19 protein-coding genes are annotated in these 15,076 nt (G+C 68.4%); 11 read left to right on the forward strand and 8 right to left on the reverse strand.

Annotation, left to right across the window (positions count from 1 at the left end; genetic code table 11):
• Positions 1-153 precede the first annotated feature (153 nt).
• The 5 genes from D9V36_RS10685 (at position 154) to D9V36_RS10705 (ending at position 4,001) form a co-directional block, all read left to right on the forward strand.
• Positions 154-321 carry a hypothetical protein gene (locus tag D9V36_RS10685; RefSeq protein WP_347239703.1) on the forward strand — a complete coding sequence of 56 codons (168 nt, stop codon included), beginning with the start codon at positions 154-156 and terminating at the stop codon, positions 319-321.
• Between the two features lie 260 nt (positions 322-581).
• Positions 582-977 (forward strand): plasmid mobilization protein, encoded by a 396-nt coding sequence (locus D9V36_RS10690; RefSeq protein WP_129293562.1) that lies wholly within the window; start codon positions 582-584, stop codon positions 975-977.
• Positions 974-2,704, forward strand: coding sequence for a relaxase/mobilization nuclease domain-containing protein (locus D9V36_RS10695; protein WP_129293563.1), 1,731 nt, complete (start codon positions 974-976; stop codon positions 2,702-2,704). The genes D9V36_RS10690 and D9V36_RS10695 overlap by 4 nt, the downstream gene beginning before the upstream one ends.
• An 83-nt stretch (positions 2,705-2,787) precedes the next feature.
• A complete protein-coding gene (locus D9V36_RS10700; RefSeq protein ID WP_129293564.1) occupies positions 2,788-3,210 on the forward strand; it encodes a hypothetical protein in 423 nt (140 codons plus the stop codon).
• 92 nt (positions 3,211-3,302) lie between these two features.
• A complete protein-coding gene (locus tag D9V36_RS10705; protein ID WP_129293565.1) occupies positions 3,303-4,001 on the forward strand; it encodes a hypothetical protein in 699 nt (232 codons plus the stop codon).
• A 240-nt stretch (positions 4,002-4,241) separates the two neighbouring features.
• Here the strand turns inward: D9V36_RS10705 and D9V36_RS10710 are convergent, their stop codons facing one another.
• The 7 genes from D9V36_RS10710 to D9V36_RS10740 all read right to left on the reverse strand — a co-directional run bounded on the left by D9V36_RS10710 (position 4,242) and on the right by D9V36_RS10740 (position 9,701).
• Complete coding sequence (locus tag D9V36_RS10710) at positions 4,242-5,471, reverse strand: IS110 family transposase (RefSeq protein WP_129293566.1); 1,230 nt, start codon at positions 5,469-5,471, stop codon at positions 4,242-4,244.
• 59 nt (positions 5,472-5,530) lie between these two features.
• On the reverse strand, positions 5,531-6,442 hold the full coding sequence (locus D9V36_RS10715) for a hypothetical protein (protein ID WP_129293567.1): 912 nt from the start codon (positions 6,440-6,442) through the stop codon (positions 5,531-5,533).
• A gap of 82 nt (positions 6,443-6,524) precedes the next feature.
• Entirely contained in the window at positions 6,525-7,262 is a 738-nt protein-coding gene (locus D9V36_RS10720) for a DUF317 domain-containing protein (protein WP_129293568.1), read from the reverse strand.
• 26 nt (positions 7,263-7,288) lie between these two features.
• On the reverse strand, positions 7,289-7,570 hold the full coding sequence (locus D9V36_RS10725) for a hypothetical protein (protein WP_129298327.1): 282 nt from the start codon (positions 7,568-7,570) through the stop codon (positions 7,289-7,291).
• Positions 7,571-7,665: 95 nt separating this feature from the next.
• Positions 7,666-8,037, reverse strand: coding sequence for a DUF317 domain-containing protein (locus D9V36_RS10730; protein WP_129293569.1), 372 nt, complete (start codon positions 8,035-8,037; stop codon positions 7,666-7,668).
• 359 nt (positions 8,038-8,396) lie between these two features.
• The gene (locus D9V36_RS10735; RefSeq protein WP_129293570.1) at positions 8,397-9,128 is read right to left on the reverse strand and encodes a hypothetical protein; all 732 of its coding nucleotides are present in this window, start codon (positions 9,126-9,128) and stop codon (positions 8,397-8,399) included.
• Between the two features lie 60 nt (positions 9,129-9,188).
• The gene (locus D9V36_RS10740) at positions 9,189-9,701 is read right to left on the reverse strand and encodes a GNAT family N-acetyltransferase (RefSeq protein WP_129293571.1); all 513 of its coding nucleotides are present in this window, start codon (positions 9,699-9,701) and stop codon (positions 9,189-9,191) included.
• A gap of 287 nt (positions 9,702-9,988) precedes the next feature.
• Here D9V36_RS10740 and D9V36_RS10745 point away from each other — a divergent pair, with 287 nt between their 5' ends.
• The 6 genes from D9V36_RS10745 (at position 9,989) to D9V36_RS10770 (ending at position 14,384) form a co-directional block, all read left to right on the forward strand.
• Positions 9,989-10,225, forward strand: a complete 237-nt coding sequence (locus D9V36_RS10745; RefSeq protein ID WP_129293572.1) for a hypothetical protein — start codon at positions 9,989-9,991, stop codon at positions 10,223-10,225.
• A gap of 174 nt (positions 10,226-10,399) precedes the next feature.
• Positions 10,400-10,729: a DUF6233 domain-containing protein gene (locus D9V36_RS10750; protein ID WP_129293573.1), complete on the forward strand. Its 330-nt coding sequence runs from the start codon at positions 10,400-10,402 to the stop codon at positions 10,727-10,729.
• A 226-nt stretch (positions 10,730-10,955) separates the two neighbouring features.
• Positions 10,956-11,750 carry a hypothetical protein gene (locus D9V36_RS10755; protein ID WP_129293574.1) on the forward strand — a complete coding sequence of 265 codons (795 nt, stop codon included), beginning with the start codon at positions 10,956-10,958 and terminating at the stop codon, positions 11,748-11,750.
• 542 nt (positions 11,751-12,292) lie between these two features.
• On the forward strand, positions 12,293-13,693 hold the full coding sequence (locus tag D9V36_RS10765) for a phosphatidylinositol-specific phospholipase C domain-containing protein (protein WP_129293575.1): 1,401 nt from the start codon (positions 12,293-12,295) through the stop codon (positions 13,691-13,693).
• Positions 13,694-13,897: 204 nt separating this feature from the next.
• Positions 13,898-14,083, forward strand: a complete 186-nt coding sequence (locus D9V36_RS42840) for a Ku protein (RefSeq protein WP_347239876.1) — start codon at positions 13,898-13,900, stop codon at positions 14,081-14,083.
• Positions 14,084-14,093: 10 nt separating this feature from the next.
• Positions 14,094-14,384 carry a hypothetical protein gene (locus D9V36_RS10770; protein WP_129293576.1) on the forward strand — a complete coding sequence of 97 codons (291 nt, stop codon included), beginning with the start codon at positions 14,094-14,096 and terminating at the stop codon, positions 14,382-14,384.
• A 47-nt stretch (positions 14,385-14,431) separates the two neighbouring features.
• Here the strand turns inward: D9V36_RS10770 and D9V36_RS10775 are convergent, their stop codons facing one another.
• Positions 14,432-14,920 carry a hypothetical protein gene (locus tag D9V36_RS10775; RefSeq protein ID WP_129293577.1) on the reverse strand — a complete coding sequence of 163 codons (489 nt, stop codon included), beginning with the start codon at positions 14,918-14,920 and terminating at the stop codon, positions 14,432-14,434.
• Between the last annotated feature and the right edge of the window lie 156 nt (positions 14,921-15,076).

Below are 15,076 nucleotides of genomic sequence, written 5' to 3' on the forward strand. Positions count from 1 at the left end.
GGTCAGACGCCTGCTTCGGCCATTCCGTCCGGTGGCCCGGCATCGGCCGGGCCACCGCCCCCGCTCTGCCCTGGAGGGACCGCCATTCCTGAGAACTCCTGGTGGACGCACGCACCGTCCCCTGCCGAGGCCGGCGCTTGGGCGGAGGTGCTCGTGCGCTACCAGCTCCTGCACGCAGCCGTGCTGGCCCCGAACGGCCAGTGGCTCGTCCAGGACCGCGTCGATTCCCCCGTCCGCGTCCTCGACGGTCCGACCGCCATGGTCGACCTGGCCGCCGAAATTCAGCTCCGTATCCGCACTACGAGGTACCGAACCCGATGACGAACCCGACGACACCCCCCGCTCACGCGCACGGTGAGCCGGAAGCCAACTCGACCTCACCACGAGCAAGTTGGTGCAAGAGCATTGCTCCCGTTGGGAGCAATGCTCTTGCGTCTCCCGCCCCGGGGGTGGCGGGAGAGGATCGACGCCAGGGGGCGCCGATCCTTCAGGATGCGACCGAGGGCGGCTCGCATCGTGAAGGGGAGAAGACGCACTCACGCCAGAGCGCCGAGTGCGCGCACACAGCAGCGAAGCCACGCGTGCACCAGCGCGAGCGCCTGCGCGATGACAAGAAGCGCATGCACCAGCCCAGCTGCCGCATGAACAACGACGAGTACCAGCTCATCGCCCGTGCCGCCGACGCCTGCCACATGAGTGTCGCCAGCTTCCTTGCCCACGCTGCACTCAGAGCCGCCCGCGACCTTGACCGGACCACCGCCGAGATCGCGGGCGAACGCGAAGTGCTGAACGAACTGTTCGCTCTTCGGCGTCACCTCGGCCAGGTCGGCAACAACCTCAACCAGGTTGCCAAGACCTTCAATTCGGGCGGTGACGCCCCACAGGCCGAAGCGGTGCTCGCCGCCGTGCACCGTGCCGCTCGGCGGGTGGACGACTTCACCCAGCACTACCTGGACAGCGAGCGTGCGGCTGCATGATCCCCCGCGTCCACGACATGGGCACCCGCACCATCGGCCTGCTGTATTACCTGTACGGGCCCGGCACGCACGAGGAGCACATCGACCCCCACCTCGTCGCGGCCTGGGACGGCCTGGCCCCTGACCCGGGCCGTGACCCCAAGACCACCTACGGCGACCTGCAGCGTCTGCTCGACCAGCCCGTCATGGCTCTGCCCGCAGGCGCCAGGCCCGCCGAGCACGTATGGCACCTCTCCGTTCGCGCTGCCCCCGAGGACCCGGTCCTCACCGACGAGCAGTGGGCCGACATCGCCCGCCGCATGGTCGCCGCCACCGGCATCGCCCCCGAAGGCGACGATGCCGCCTGCCGCTGGGCGGCCGTCCGCCACGCCGACGACCACATCCACATCATCGCCACCGTCGTCCGCGAGGACGGCCGCCAGGCCCGCATACGCCAGGACGGCAAACGCTCCCAGGAGGAAGCACGCAAGATCGAAGTCGACTACGGCCTACGCCGGTTGAACACCGGCGACGGAACCGCAGCCAAGCGCCCCACCAGCGCCGAACGCCACAAAGCCGAGCGCCAGGGAAAGAAGCGCCCACCGCGCGAGGAGCTGCGGGAAACCGTGCGCCACGCCGCAGCCGGCGTCGCCAGCGAGCAGGAGTTCTTCGACCGCCTGGCAGCCGCCGGCCTGCTGATCCGCCAGCGCGTCGCGCCCTCCGGCGATCTGCTCGGCTACAAGGTCGCGCTGCCCGACGACCGCAACGAGGACCAGGAGCCCATCTACTATTCGGGCTCCACCCTCGCGCCCGACCTCTCCCTGCCCCGCATCCGCGAGCGGTTCTCCGCCAACGCCTCCGGCCACGACCGCGACGCCGCCACGGACCGTTCCTCCGGCCCGGCGCGGGTCAGCCCCTCGACCGCGCGGCGGAAGGCGACGACGGCGGTCTGGCAGGCCGTGCTGGTCCTCGACCAGGACGACGACGGGCAGATCACCGCGCAGCTCGCCGCGGCCGGTGAAGTCCTCGACGCGCTCGCCAAGACCTCGGCGGCGCACACCCGCAGCGAACTTCGAGAAGCTGCCTGGGCGTTCGAGCGGGCCTCCCGCTCCCACGTTCGTGCCGAGCGGGGTCACGACCGTGCCCTGCGCCAGGCCGCCCGTGACCTCGTCTACGGCGGGCCGGCGCTCGGCCGCGGAGAAGACGGCGCCACCACCGCGATGGTCATCGACATGCTGTTCTTCCTGGTCACCGCCGCCGCCCACTGGCACGGGAAGAAGGCGCACGCCCAGCAGGCCGCTGCCGCCCGCCAGGCCGCCGAGCACCTGCGCGCCGCCTACCAGAGCGCCGCACCCATGCACCTGGCCGTCCTGCACCAGCGCGGCCGGCGTCTGTCCCAGCCCATGCAGCGCAAGCAGACCGCCTACCTGCGTCAGGCGATGCCCGAGCTGGCCGAGCAGATCCTGACCGAGCAGGGGTGGCACGCCCTAGCCGCCACGCTCGCCGATGCCGAGAGCGCCGGCCTCGACCCGGCCGCACTCCTGGCCGAAGCAGCTGAGCGGCGGGAGTTGGACACCGCCGGCTCGATCAGCGACGTGCTCGTCTGGCGGCTGCGGCGGATGGCTGATCTGCCCGCCGACGCATCCGCCGTGGCCGAGCACGCCTCCGCTGCCGCCGAGCCCACCGCCACCCGCGGTACCGCACAGCGTCCGGAGCACGGCAACGACCGTTCCCCCAAGTCCCGCTGAGTTCAACATTCTTAGAGTTGCAGCAGGTCAGGGACTTACGGCACTCTCCTCGTGCCTGGCGAGACGACTGAGATGGAGACGGCATGTTCCGACGCACCCGTGACCGTGAGTTCCGTGACGCACAGCGCGCCGGCCAGGCGCTGCTGGCGATGCACACCGAGCTGCCACTGCCCGGCGCACCCGCCCCGGCCGCGCCGGAGGCCGCGGAGGTGCCCGACTTCCTGCCGCCGGAGTTCCGGGCGCCGTCCCGCCAGGACGTCTCGGGGCTCATGATGCGCTGGGACCTGCCGCTCGTCATCGACGGCGAAGTCCACGCGTGCCACTGCGGTGCGTACCGGAACTGGGTCGTCTTCAACATGCGCGACGACTCGGTGTGGCTGCGCTGCCCAGCCGGCCACGAGACGAAGGAGGAGCGCCTGAGCACCGCCTGGTACAACCGCAACTCCGGTCCGGTCGACCACTTCCACCCCAACCTCGAAGACGGCCTGCGCCACCTCGGCCACTGACATCACGAAACCCCTTCCCCACCCCTGCGTTCGTCGGCACCCGGAGGCCGACCCGGTCAGACCGTCCGTCTCGCAACACCAAGGGGTTTCGCATGCGCTTTTCCACCACGACCGCGCTCGGCCTGAGCGTCCTCACCGTCCTTACCCTGGCGGGCTGCTCCACCAGCGCGCAGTCCGCCGACGGCCCGGCCGCGTCCTCCGCCGCCCCCTCGCACGGGGGCGGCAACGAGGCGAAGGCATCCGCGCCGCTGTCCTCGACCGAGCTGGGCAAGCGGCTCCTCGACAACGGCGACCTGGGCGAGGGCTACACCCGCAAGGCCGATGCTGCTGTCCGACACGACGACGTCAGCGTGATCGGCTGCCCGGCCGTGGCCAAGCTCGGCGGCGACACGGCCACCGGCAGCAGCCTCAGCTTCCCCCGCAAGGCGAAGGCGTCCTTCGCCTACGCAGGCAGCAGCAGCTCCGAGGTGAGCGAGGAGCTCTACAGCGACAGCGCCACGAAGCTGTCCACGGGCATCGGGGAGATCTTCGACGCGATGGTCTCCTGCTCCTCCTACCAGGTCACCTCGGGCAGCAGCGTTATCGACATCGACGCCCGGAAGACGACTGCGCCGAACCTGGGCGACGAGCGGTGGAGCCAGCTGCTCACCTACTCCGCCGGCGGACAACGCAGCGTCGTCAAGCAGACGGCGATCCGCACGGGCAACGTCCTGCTGATCGTCTCCGGTTCGCCCGCACTGGTCGACACCCACGTCGCCAAGGCTCTCCACAAGGCACAAGCTGCCCGGTGACGCCGCGCCGCGGCCCCGCGGCCTTTTCCTGGCAACGGGGCCACGGCTCTTGGCCAATTCAAATGGGCCCGGCACCTGACCCGATGGGGTCAGGTGCCGGGCCCATTGCGTTAGCCGACGGCGATGTTGGGGTGGGGCGGAGCGGAAGGCAGCCGGGCACCGTTCCCGCGTAAGGGCTCATGTGGCCCGAGGTGAATTCCCAGGTGTGTTCCCGGCTGCCGTCCGCTCCGCCCCACTCACCTATTCACAACCGCCGGGGAACGCGGTTTCATCCCGGTAGGTCGTGGAATTCTTCAGGCAGAAGTGCAGGCAGGACAGCAGGCGCCCGTACAGGTTGCGCAGAGCTGCGGCATAGCGGTCGCCCTGCTCGCGGCGGCGGTCGTAGTGCGCGCGGCAGCCGGGTGACCGGGTCAGGGTGGCGAAGGCCCAGATGTGGCCGATCTCTTTGAGGTGGGAGTTCGCCATCCGGCGGTGGGTGACCACCCGGCTCGAACTGCTCTCCCACGTCAGCGGCGCGGCTCCCGCGTAGGCGCGCAGGCCGCGAACGGTGAACCGGTCCGGGTCGTCGCCTATCTCCCCGAGCAGCCGGGCACCGATGAGGGAGCCGCAGCCGGGGAACGAGGCGTAGATCTCGGCGTGCGGGTGTGCGTGGAACGCCGTCGTGGCGGCCTCGGTCAGGTACTCGGCCGACGCGCATGCCTGGTTCAGGAGGGCGAGCGCGGCTTGGACCTGCTGGCCCATGGCCTCTTCGATGTGGGGCGGGTGGCGCAGGTGATGGTGCTGAAAGACGGCTCGCAGGCGCTCAGCGTGGTCATCGACGAGCCGGGTGCGGCCGGCGGCGGCGATCGTGTCGGCGATGTGCCGCTTGCGCAACTCGCGCGCCTTGCCGGGGGTGGGCGCGAGTGCCAGCAGGGCGCGGGCCTCGGCCCGCACGATGCCGTGAGGGAGGTCCTGCCACGCCTCCAGTGCCGCCGGGTAGAAATCGCGCAGCAGGCTGCGTAGTTGGTTGCGGTGGTATTGGCGGGTGTGCACTGCCTTGCGCTGCGCCCGGGCAAGGACCGTGACCGCCATCGCCTCCTGGGAGGTCCGAGGCATCGGCCGGTGCCAGGCCCCGTCGGTGCGCACGATGTTGGCCAGCAGGGCCGCGTCGGTGCGGTCGCTCTTCTTGCGGGCCGGGCTGATGCGCCCGCGGTAGCGGGCCACCGTACCGGCGTGCAGGACAATGACCGGCTGGTCTTTGGCACGCAGGGCGGCAACCAGCAGACCGTGGGGCGTTTCGATGGCCACCGGCACCTGCTTGCGGCTGTGGGTGTGGCTCGTACGCAGGCCGCGCAGAAGGGCGAGGATCTCCTTCACCCCCTCCGGCGTCGCCTCCACCCTGGTGTGCGCGACCAATTCACCGCTCTCATCGATCACCGCCACGTCATTCAGCGATTCCGACCAGTCGATACCGCACCAAAACTTCGGCACGTGGAGTGAATCCCCTTCCTCTTTTTCCTCTCTGTTTCTGGGCAGCGGAGATAAAGGGACTATGCGCCCGCAATGCGCTGGTGAGGTATGGCGGCTTCCACGGTGTCAGGGCGCTGGATGGTGACGAGGCGATCTCGGCGCAGTCGGACGTCGGTGACACGGTCGTCGCCGGAGAGGTAGACGAGGATGTCGGTGTGGCTGTCGCGGCTGCGGTCGGTCACCGCGACGACGTGGTGCGTCTGTGCGCAGCCGGACAGGGTGTAGGCGTCGCCGGAGCGCAGGGAGCACGCTCGGTCGTCGTAGATGCTGAGCCGGCGCTCGCGCCAGGCGAGGGCCTCGGCCCGCATGACCGGGAGCGTGTAGGTCTGGCGTACGACCTCGGCCTCTTCCCAGTGCCGTCGGCACGGCGCGCACTCGTTGGGGGCGCCGGGGTTCGGGGCGGCGAGCCGTTGCTCGCAGTAGGCGTTGCCGGTGACGGAGTTGCGTCGGTGGCCGGTCACGAGGTTGGCTCGGCCATGCGGCATCCACAGCAGGTCGTCGTCACCGTGGCAGGAGTCCCCGGCGGGCAGCTGAAGATCGCCTGCGTCGCGAAGGAACCGGTCGATGCTGTCGCTGAGCCGGGTGCAGTTGGCACACCGGTGCCGGGAGGTGGCCCGGCGGGTGTCCAGGCGTTTGCCGCAGTAGCCGAGCAGATGGCCAGGGATCGGCCGGTGCCCCGCCGCACCCTTTCCCGTTCCGTCGCCCGGGCGGGCGTCCGGCTCTCCTCCGGGGTGGGGCGCGGTGGTGAGGGCCAGCAGAGCCCGTGTGCAGCTCTGGCACATCTGGTGGGCAGCGTCTGTCGAAGTGACGGGCAACAGATCGGGCGAGTGCGTGGCACACAGCGTGCGCGTCTCATCCTGGTCGGGGAGCACGCCCCAGTGGGCGGTGCCGTTCGTACGGCCGATGGCGAGCCGGATCAACGGCAGGGTCAAGGAACCTCCACAAGACGAAGGACGGGGTGGTGGGACTCGTGCGGCGCGCAGGCCGTCGTGATCTGCGCGGGAAGCGCCAAAGTCAGCTGCGGCGGATGACGGTGAGACGGTCCTTCGCGCCCTGCGGCAGCGTGCGGCGCGGTACCGGACCGGGGGCAGCGAGCGAGGAGGCGAAGGCCGCGACCAGTTCGTGCGGGACGCTCGCGCTGAAGCCGGCGCACCACAGGTACGGTGCTCCGAGCACGGGCTCCGCCCACGCCTGCCACCCCAGGAGGTCATCACGCGGGTCGGCGTCGTGGACGAGCGACGGCAGCGTCTCCAAGGAGACGCTGGCACAGAAGCCGGGGTCCGTGGCAGTGGTGCGCGGTCGGTCCAGATCGCGCAGCCAACCTCGCGCGGTGAGCGCGGTGAGCACCGCCTCCGCTCCCTCGAACCCAGTGTCGGGTGCCTGGTGGGCGTCGAGCGCGAGCAGGAGGTCGGTGAGCGCCTCGTGGGGGACGCCTGCGGTGAAGTAGGCGTTCCACTCGGTCATGGCCGAGGCGGGGTGGGGGCGCGCCGACAGCTGCCAGGCCACCGGGAGTCCGCCCAGCTCGAACGGGTATGCGGCGAGGATCCACTCGGCGCCGCGCAGCCCGTCCGGGCTCACATAGAGCAGGGTGTTGCGAGATGTCGGCCACATGCGCCAGCCGAGCCCGGTGAGGGTGTCGCCGATCCGCTCGGCGAGGGCGTCGTCATCGCCGGCCAGGTGGCGCGGGGTGACCCAGTATGTGGGGTCCGGCGAGTTGGGGTGGGAGGGATCGAGGGGGTGATGCGGGTACAGGGGCGCCTCCGTCGTTCGGGCTTGGGCTACTGGTCGGCGCTGAGGCCGGTGGCGCCGCGCCGTCGGCGCGGGGGCGCATCGCTCGGTGCCTGCCAGGTCAGGGCGACCGCAACCGCGGGCGGCAGGGGGCCGAACTGCTCGGCCTCCGGAGACTCGGCGATGTAGACGATCGGCCGGCCGTTCTCGTCCGCGGCCTCCACCACGCCGCCCAGGCGGTGGGACATGGGGAAGAAGGGGTTGATGGCCAGTCGGGCGGGTGTGTCACGGTCGGATGCGGACAGCGCGTCGATGAGGTCGCCGACGGTCATCTCGTGCGGGTGCGATTCCAAGGCGTTCTCCAAGCGGTGCAGGCGAGCTGCGAGAGCAGGGGCAGAGTAGACGTGGCGTACGAAGCGGCTTGCAGTCACAGGGGCTGGGAGGTGGCCAGGACATCGGCCACGACACCAGCGATGATCTCCGCTGGTGTCTCCGTACCGAAGGACATCCGGTATCCGGGGACTTTCGCGGTGCCGGTGACGGCGATCACCCAGCCCTCGCCCGTCACCCAGTCTTCGTCGGCTCCGCCCGGCCGGCCGTTCGGGAAGTAGCCGAGGTAGAACCGGCCGTCACGCGAGCTGACGTGGACGTCGGCCCGGTCGTCCACGATGTGGGTGAAATCGGCCGCCGTGAACTGGTCGATGACCTCCATCGGCTGGCCGGCGCCGAGCTTCCACGAGCGGAGCCGCAGGGCCCCGACCGTGGTGGCGAACCCGGGTCGCGCCGTATCCAAAGCCACAGCATCACCTCTCTGACCTGGGGGTTTCCGGAAGGTCGTTTAGGTTGACATGCCGTGGCAGCGTCCACCAGTCCCTTGGGCGGCCTTTCCTGTCTGCCCCCGGCGAACTGCTGTCCTTCGCCATCCAATCGAGGCGTTTGATAGTGCACCAGCCGCCTCGTACGACCTGCCTCCGGTACACGCCTAGTCCCACCCTGGCCCAGAGGCCCTCGGCCCGGTGACGAGGGCGAGGGTGACCCCAGAGAAGGAGGGTGTGCCGGTCCGCCGCCGGAGCCGCTGGAGGGTCTGGCTGCACGACCGGTGAGGCCAGTGCCCCGCGTTGTGACGCGACGGCTCTCGCGTCCCTTCCGCGGCGCCAGTCATGCCGTCGCGGCTCTCCAAGATGCACCGAGTTCCACGAGCCGTCCCCGCAGTTCGCCGCGCTGCTCCTCCAGGTCCTGCGAGACGGGCGAGAGGAGATAGACGTTGTCGCGGTACAGGCGAAAGCCGATGCGCTCCCACCCTTGGGCGATCTTCGCAGTCACACGGTCCCACTCGGCACGGTCCTTGAGGCGGTGGCTGCTGAGGTCGGTGATGCCGGGTGCGCAAGCAATGGCCCGGCAGCCGGGCATGAGCCGGTGGATCGCCTCGGTGGCCAAGATGACGGCCAGGCCATGGCCTCGCCACTGCCGGTCAAGGTTCACCCGGTCCATCACCAGCAGGTCCGTGCCGATGTACTCCAACATCTCGCTGACCTCGCCGGTGAACGAGCCGGTCTGCGGGTCGAGGAGCACCTGCGCGGTCTCGTACAGGTCCTCGGACTCCTCTTCCATGGCCCAGTAGGCATTCCGCCCGCGGTCGAGACGCACCCGATAGAAGGTCAGCGCCCCGATCGCGACGTCCTCCACGGAGCACGAGGGGCAGTCCGCCCGCGCGCAGTTGCTGGTCGCGGCCAGGTCCTCGCCGCCGTGGTGTGTACGGAGCCGGTGCAGGACGGAGACATCCCACCGCTCCAGAGTGTCGGCCTGCGGGGTGTCCCAGAGTCCGTCGTCGTAGGAGATGCGCAGGTGCAGCTCGGAGGGGTCGCCGGGCAGCGTGGAGGACTCGATCACTGCGGCAGCGTAGCCGTCGATGCGCGGACGCCCATGACCGCCGCATCGGCCGTCAAGGACTCAGCCGCAATACATGATCTGAGGGTGTCCGTGCTCGACCGTCTCGCCGCACTCGCGCATCCCCACGGCCTCCAGCAGGCGGCGCGAGGCTCGGTTCGCGGTCTGCGTGACGGCAACGACCCGGTCGGTTCCGGGCAGGCTTCTCGCCCACGCGAGGGCGGCGGCCACTGCCTCGCGGCCGATGCCATCCCCCCAGCGCTCGGGCACGACGGTGTAGGACACCTCGGTGGCACCGCGCCCGGAGTACGGGTCGATGGTGATCATGCCGATCACGGCGTTCGTATCGCGCTCCGCGATGGCAATGACTCCGGGACTGCCCGGAAGGGTGCGACGCCGCACGGCGATCTTCGCCTCGCTCACCGGCCCGCCCAGGTACCGCCGCACCCGCTCGTCCCTCCAGAGCCGCTCGGCAACACGCAGATCATCCTCGGCGACCGGACGCAGAACAAGTCGCGGTGTCTGCACGTTGGCTGGCCACCAGTTGCCGTCTGATGTACGAACGAGGTCAGGCATTCACCGATCCTGGCACTGCCGGCGGGGGGTAGGGCTGATTCGGCGCAAACGGCGATGCCGAGCCGAGGATGAGGTCCGGCCGGAGGCCATTGCCGCTGGTGGTGTAGCAGAACATCACCGCGCGCATCCCATGGCGCGGCGCCCTCTCGGCAGGGCGCCCTCGGAGGTATGGATGGGGCGGCCGCAACGCCCTGCGGTCGGGCCTCGCTCCACCCCGCTGCTCCACCTGCTACCTGTTCCACCTGCACAGATGCGACAGAAATCGAACACGTGATGCAATAGCTGGTATGCAACGCCCTTCGTTCCCCGAGGATCTTCTCGCCGCACAATGCGCCTGGGACCGTACGTACCGGGCCCTCGCGGATCCGGCGCGCCGCGGAGGGACGACCGTGCTGCGGAAGCGTCTGCTGCAGCTGTCGGTGCAGGTGTGGTGGCACCCGTACTGGTCGTCGCGCGGTGCCGGATGCGGCGAGCGGGTGGCCCTGCGCGTGCGGGCGAAGCAGCTGGGGTCCGGAGCGCAGTAGATGGATCGCTGGGCCGAGGATCAGCCGCCGGTCGGCGTGCCGGCGGAGATCACGCTGGTCTTGCCGGACGGGCAGACCGTACGTGTACGGCTTCATGAGAGGCGTGAGACACAGGGGCCGCACCCGTGGCGCTATCGCATCGGGGTGCCGGCTTGGGTGGCAACGGAGACGGGCGTGGAAGCAGCCGAGTACGGGGTTTGGGTCACCTCCGAGCAGCTCCAGCCGATCGAGGGGATCGATCTGTCCCGTGTGCCGACGCGCCGACTCCCCCCAGAGCTCCCCCCGCCGCGTCCCTCGGGGTGGGTCACGCTGCCCGACCCGAAACGGCGCGGCGGAACGGTGGTGCACGAAGCGGGCTGCCGGCAAGCCAGTGGAGGAGGGGTCGAGCTGGGCGTGATGGAGGCGCTCGACGCACTGATGCGGCCGGGCGCGCGAGCCTGCCACGACTGCGACGCCGCCGCGGCACTCAAGCCCGCGCTGGAACTCGGAACGGGGTACGTCTAGCACGCCGCGGCGGCGCCGATCCGGAAGGCGCTTGCTGCGGCCTCTGCTGCTTAAATCCTGCCCGGTGGAGCCGCCCCGGCGCGCAGGGTCACTGAAGGCCATGCGCGGCCATGGCCGGATTCGCTACTACCCAAAGTGTTGCAATGGTGACAGATTGTGCCTGCGGTTGGGCTTTTGCCCAGATTGCCGCCCGTAGCGGGCCTACCCGCCGACGCAAGGAGAGCACGTGGCACTGCTGGAGAAGCACCCGAACAACGCCGCAATCAATGCGCAGTTGCACAAGCACGGGGTCAACCCGGCAACCGTTGAGGGGCTGCCGGTGATTGACCCCTCCGTGATTGAACCGCGGCTTTGGCCTGTGACGGAGGAGGCGTACTTGCAGCACGGCGTCATCGGCCGGCACAAGGTCATGCGATACGACTTCGGAGCCCCGGTGGGGATTGGCTCAGCCGTCCACAACACGACAGCATCCCCGATTACGCGAGTGATCGGGGGTTCCAAGACGGTCGAGGCGTCAACAACGGTGTCGGTCTCTGCCACGGTCTCGGCCTCGTTCTTCAACACCGTCACCGCGTCGGTGAGTTCCGGGTTCTCGCAGACCTGGTCCAGCTCAACGACGTTCAAGGACGAACTGACGGTACCCATCCCTCCCGGCCACATGATGTGGCTGGAAGTCAAGCCCGTCATGCGTATCCTCGAAGGCGATTTCGTCTTCTTCGTTCGGTACAGGCAACCCTTCAACAGCAACTGGGATGCCCCTCGGGCCCTACGCTTCAGCGGAACAGTTACAGCGCCAGGACTCGAAGGAACCCTCAAAGACGTGATCACGGTGCGGGAGGCAGTCATCCCCGGCCAGTTCATCGAGGAATCGCACTCGGTCGAGGCGTCGTCCCGCGTCGAGAACGCCCTGATCCGTTCGGACGATGACGGGGTGGTGACGATGCCCAGCTTCGTGGCTGCCGCCCTGCTGGGGGATGCCGCCAAGAGCGAGGACGTGACAGACCAGGTCCGACCCGCGTAAGTACCCACTTCACGCATCGGCGGCGGTGGGCTTGGACATCGTTTCTTATGGCGTGATCGTCCGTTGAGCTGTGCATGACGGGATCTGGTTGAGCGGTTGGTGCCGGAGGAGTTGTGGGTGGTGTTCCGGCGGGTGGTGCCGCCCACGGAGGTGAGGCGTCCGCAGGGCGGAGGTCGCCGTCGGGCGGGCGACCGTGGCCTTCACCTGCGTTTCTCCTGTACCGCGACTCTCATAGGCGCACGGTAATTGTGCGCTTCGCCGATGTTTGGTAATTGCAAGATGGCGTTACAGGCCATCTTTTTGGCCACCGCCAGAGAACTCCGAGTACTCGCCAGATCCAGCGCCTTACGATGCTGAAACTTTCCACTCTCCGCCCCTGCAAGAGAATTCAGCCTCGACAGTCCCGGCATTGCCAATGGGCCCCTTCCGTAGGGGTGATCTCTGCCGCACCCAGGTGACAGTTACATGAGTGCGGCGTCCGAGTAGGTTCCAGGTACTGGAGCGGCGTATGCCGGATCCAGGTAGACGGAAGTGAGACCGCAATGAACGAGATCGCTGCCGAAGAAGAAATGAACGCTGCCCCTGAGCTGCTCGAAAAGCTTCCGGAGCACGGAGAATCCGATCCTTCCGTCTATGAAGAGGAAGCGCCCCCACCGGCGGAGAAGCCCTTGGAGGAGCTGCCGCACGAGAAGTGGGCCGGGAAGTCCGCACCCGCCGATGCAGGGCAGGTCATGCCTCTGTCCGACTGGATGGCGGGTGTTCCCGACAACATCAAGCTGAGTGACATGTCGATCCCGGGCACGCATGAGTCCTGCTCGCGGTATGACACGTGGTCGTTCGGGTACGCCCAGTGCCAGGATTGGAGCCTTCCCCAACAATTCGCAGCCGGTGTCCGGTTCGTCGATATTCGTTGTCGAGTGGTAGGCGGCGGCTCCGGACGCAGTTTCGCTGTCCACCACGGCGACGTCTACCAGAAAATGATGTTCGGCGATGCCATGCAGCAGTGTTGGGACTACTTGCAGGCACACCCCGGCGAGACGATCCTGATGCGACTCTCGCAGACGAAGTCCAATGAATCGGCGGAGACGTTCCGCTGGGTCTTCGACAACAGTTACGCGACTTGGCGGTACCGGTTCCACATCGCGACGAGTGTCCCCGACCTCGGACAGGTCCGCGGCAAGATTGTGCTGATGACCCGCGCCCCGTACATCGGAGGGCTGAACCTCGGATCCAGCCTGTTCGACACCCAGGACGTCTGGGAAAGACCGACCATCGCGTACAAGAAGCAGCTCGTTCACAATCACCTGGTCAAGGCGATCAACGCTGGGTCATCCAGGTCGCAGATCTTCATGAACTACACCAGCGCCAACAGCGGTCCCCAATACGGCGTTACCCCGTGGGCCTACGCGCGGGACGTGAATCCCTACACCCTCTCGGAGGCCAACCGCCTGTACTCACCCGGCAGGCGCGTGGGCGTGATCGCGATGGACTTCATCAACCATCACAGCGCCGTGACGGCCGCCATCGTCAAGATGAACAAGACGGGCCGGTACCCCATTGTGCTGGATATGAGCCCTACCACGGTGTCCAGTGTGCCGTATGCCGGTGGCGCGGGACAGAGTTTCAGGATCGTCCCGCAGGCCGACGGCTCCTTCGGGATCCGCAGCGTGTACTTCAACTCCGTACTGGGGATGACCAGTGGCGGTGCGGTAACCGCCCGGCCCTATACGGGTGGCCAGGACCAGAGCTTCAGCATCGTCCCGCAGGGCGACGGTTCCATCGGTATCCGCAACAAGTACTACGACCGTGTTCTGACGTTCTCCAACACGGGTGCGGTGTCTGCCGAGCCATACACAGGCCATGCAGGCCAGAGTTTCACTTCTGCCCCGCAAGCCGACGGTTCCACTGGCATCCGCAGCAGGTACTTCTGGACTGGCTCATAAGCGAGTCGCGCCGAACACATCGGGCCAAGCTCATCGTCCACCACGGTCCAGTACCGGATCCCCGAAGGCATCCGCACAGAAAATGCCCGCACTCTTACCTCTAGTCCACGAGACGATCGCAACGATCCGCCACAGAGCCACACCCCCCGAGAACGTGCCGTAGGGCCCCAACGACGGGGCGCTGTACGACGTCACGCAACGGTCCTGGAACCCACAGAGAACGGCGCCAGGATCCGGCGACGGCGCATCTGCGAGGCTGAAGGCGTCGAGGTGCCGTACGGGGACGTCGCCCGCGGCTACGAGGCCGCGGATCGTCGCACCGTCGTGCTCAGCGACAGCGACCTCGCGGATCTGCCCCTTCCAGCGGGCTGCTGCGCCGGGTCGGCCTAATCCGCGGCTGATGACGCTGCTCGGCGCACCCGACTGGGGCCTGCCCATCACGGCCTCGGACGAGCACTGCAACTGCCATCTGCCGCCTGGGGACAACCAGCAGTGCATCACCATCACCGCCAACCTGGCCGAGTGGCCTGGAGTGCTGGAAGTGCGCGCCATCCAACGCCGCGGCGACCACCTGAAGAAGATCCAGGAGCGCTCCCCCTCGATCTACGCGGCCCAGCAGCAGCTCGCCCTCCCCATCCCCGCCTGGGTCGACCGCTGGCTCGACCGTACGCAGCAGGCCCCCGGAAGGTAGCTCCGGGGGCCTGCTGCTCGAAGGTGGTCATTCGGTCGTGTGGCGGCTCAGCGGGTGCGACTCGTCGTGTGGGAAGCCGGCGGGGTCGGCACCTGCTGAACGGTGCGGCTGGGGGTGCGAGGGGGCGTGGCTGCATCCCACGCGCCGGGGAACCATACCTGGCAGTACTGCTCGATGGCGCTGCGCAGGCCGTCGAACTCGGCACCCTGCCACGGCATTTCCCCGGCGGCGTGGTACTTGTCGAACTTGCCCCATCCGCTGTAGCCGAGCTGCTTTCCCGCGATCTCGTCGCGGCGGCGAAAGGTCCCGTGGTCGCTGAATGTCAGGACGGTGGTGTCGACTACACCCGTGTGCGGATGGGTGACCTGGACACGCAGTCCACCGTAGGTGTGCGCATAGATGGTTTCGGAGAATTCGACCCGCAACCGTAGCGGCTCTCCGGGGACGGGCGTCGCGTAGTACGTGTTCCCGACGACGGTGCTGTTGGCGAAGGGGATTCCCAGTTCGGCGAAGAACTCACGGGCATAAAGGGGCATATGGACTTCCAGTGCTAACGGCGGCGTGGGGCCGGGGCGGGACATGCAGGTGGAGTGGGGGGTGCGGGTTGGGCGGCCGGCGTGGGGGTGAACGGACGCTTCGCCGCGGTGGCGTTGTGGTCGGCCGTGTGCGACTGCTCGGGCGGGCCGAGTTCA

This window comes from Streptomyces lydicus, from assembly GCF_004125265.1.
Lineage (GTDB): Bacteria > Actinomycetota > Actinomycetes > Streptomycetales > Streptomycetaceae > Streptomyces > Streptomyces lydicus_C.

Excerpts from the sequence above, each read along its gene's own strand:
- D9V36_RS10725 (WP_129298327.1), bottom strand. The coding sequence starts at position 7,570 with ATGACCGTCGGCGACCTCATCGACGCGCTGTCCGCATCCGACCGTGAC.
- D9V36_RS10745 (WP_129293572.1), top strand. The coding sequence starts at position 9,989 with ATGCAACGCCCTTCGTTCCCCGAGGATCTTCTCGCCGCACAATGCGCC.
- D9V36_RS10775 (WP_129293577.1), bottom strand. The coding sequence starts at position 14,920 with ATGCCCCTTTATGCCCGTGAGTTCTTCGCCGAACTGGGAATCCCCTTC.
- D9V36_RS10700 (WP_129293564.1), top strand. The coding sequence starts at position 2,788 with ATGTTCCGACGCACCCGTGACCGTGAGTTCCGTGACGCACAGCGCGCC.
- D9V36_RS10770 (WP_129293576.1), top strand. The coding sequence starts at position 14,094 with ATGACGCTGCTCGGCGCACCCGACTGGGGCCTGCCCATCACGGCCTCG.
- D9V36_RS10740 (WP_129293571.1), bottom strand. The coding sequence starts at position 9,701 with ATGCCTGACCTCGTTCGTACATCAGACGGCAACTGGTGGCCAGCCAAC.
- D9V36_RS10705 (WP_129293565.1), top strand. The coding sequence starts at position 3,303 with ATGCGCTTTTCCACCACGACCGCGCTCGGCCTGAGCGTCCTCACCGTC.
- D9V36_RS10765 (WP_129293575.1), top strand. The coding sequence starts at position 12,293 with ATGAACGAGATCGCTGCCGAAGAAGAAATGAACGCTGCCCCTGAGCTG.
- D9V36_RS10695 (WP_129293563.1), top strand. The coding sequence starts at position 974 with ATGATCCCCCGCGTCCACGACATGGGCACCCGCACCATCGGCCTGCTG.